Below are 1938 nucleotides of genomic sequence, written 5' to 3'. Positions count from 1 at the left end.
CGTTAAGAGTTAATTGTTTTTCATAACTTAACCCCCCTTGGTCTGTGGTTTTGACAAGGATGCTGTAACTACTCTTAGTTTCAAAATCGGGGGAAGCACTAATTTTCAGTTGATTACTATTAATGGTAAAGAGATGATTATCCGTGTCTCCCGCACCACTGATCAGAGTATAGGTGAAGGTATTACCCGCATCAGGATCTGTGGTACTGAAATCTCCAACTACAGTCAGAGGGGCGACATTTTCGTTAATACTGGTATTACTAAGGATGAGATTTGTTGGGGTTTCGTTAACATTGGCAACTTGTATATTCAGTGTAGAGACAGTTAAACCCCTCAGAGTAGTCGTTGCAGGTTCGCCAAAATTATCGTAGGCTGTAATCTGAACCTCATAAATATTATCTTGATTACTATCAATGGGATTTTCAAAATCAGGAATACTATTAAACGTGAGTTGACTCGTTGTGGGATCAAGAGTAAATAAAGATTGATCCGCTCCCCCTGTAATAGCAAAGGTTACAGTATCTTGTGGATTAGGGTCAGAAACTGTGAGAATAATATTATTACTATTTTCTAAAAAAGCGCCTGGGGTGGGAATCAGGGGTGCATTATTTACATAATCATCGGTAAAAGCCAAGCCCGATAGGTTAGGAGTCAAGACAAAATCTGAAGCGGTAACATCTGCTTTGGCTAAAAAATGGAGAGTAGCAAAGGGTTCGAGGTTATCAACACCTATTGCTTGACCCAAATCAAATGCAGGTAAAGCCCCCGCTTCCAAATCGTCAATCTGCCCAAGAGTGTTATCTAAAGTACCACCAAAAACGGCGGGAAAGTTTGCAGTAACAACTGTATCAGGGTTAAAAGGATTATCCAAAGATTCTAGAATACTTGGATTCCATTGTATGGAAGACAAAAAACCAATTAATCCGACTGCATCACTACGGAAGTCACCAACTAAAATTTGTGCATAAAAACTGTTTCCAGCCATAACGCTATCAACAGCACCGCCGATAACACTGTCATTATCGGCAAATAGTTGGACTTTAATACTGAATGCCATAATATTTTCCTGGACTTGTCTAAATGAATTCTGACAATAACTGTACACAACGGTGTCTTGACAGTTAAGGGAACACCAAAAAATAAATTACCCAATTTTGTGGGATGGGCATCCTGCCCGTCCTTGATGGTTAGCGGGCTTTTCAGCCCGCACCACAAGAGATTTTTGGGTATCTTTTTAATTGGAAGTCCCTAAATAGACACTGAGAACTTAAACCGACAATTTCAGTCTAATGTCAGCAGTTAAGGCATTTGCATCAAGGGTATTAATCAACCCATCACCATTGATATCAGCAGTGCCATCAAAAATTCCCCTATTAAAGTTCGTTCTTGCTTGGTTCAGTGAACCTAAATCACCGGTATTAACTTTGCCATCATAGTTGATGTCTGAGTTAAAGGTGGATTTACCGGACAAGGCGACCTCGTACTGAGACCAATTAGGAATGTTGGTAAACAATACCAGACCATTAGCAACATCAAAGTTTTCCCTAGCCACCAAAGGATCATAGGTCAAGTTAACCCGTTGACTAGAACCCGGATTCACCAACAGGTCTTTATCCCCTGACAAATCCAGATTCACAGTCACCCCGCTGACATTAATCTGAATATCGGAAACCACCACGATACCTGTCCCCGTATTGGTGATGTCAAAGTATTTGGTGGTATCAGCATAATTGGGGCGGACATAATCGCTGTCTTGGTAGCCCTTACGGAACTTGGATAGTTCTGTTGTGAATTTGATACTAGAATCATTGGCATTGCCTGAATTATCAGTAATAGCCAAACCTGGAATCACAAGATCAGCTTCCTTGTGAATACCAGTGCCGTCAGGGTAAGCCCCAAAGAGGCTATCATAGCTATTCCCTTCTGCTGTGTAAGCAT

The 1938-nt window shown here is 41.0% G+C and carries 2 protein-coding genes; both read right to left on the bottom strand.

Annotated features, from left to right (window positions below; all coding sequences use genetic code 11):
- Positions 1-1057, bottom strand: a 1057-nt coding sequence (locus IQ226_RS24685) for a cadherin repeat domain-containing protein (protein ID WP_193899762.1), incomplete at its 3' end; no start/stop codon positions are given.
- Between the two features lie 210 nt (positions 1058-1267).
- Positions 1268-1938: dockerin type I domain-containing protein (locus tag IQ226_RS24680; protein WP_228039671.1), on the bottom strand; the 671-nt coding region annotated here is incomplete at its 5' end.

Origin of the sequence: Dolichospermum sp. LEGE 00240 (assembly GCF_015207875.1) — a bacterium.
Classification (GTDB): domain Bacteria; phylum Cyanobacteriota; class Cyanobacteriia; order Cyanobacteriales; family Nostocaceae; genus Dolichospermum; species Dolichospermum gracile.
The sequence above is the reverse complement of the archived record's forward strand: the minus strand, read 5'-3'. Positions and strand labels throughout refer to the sequence as shown.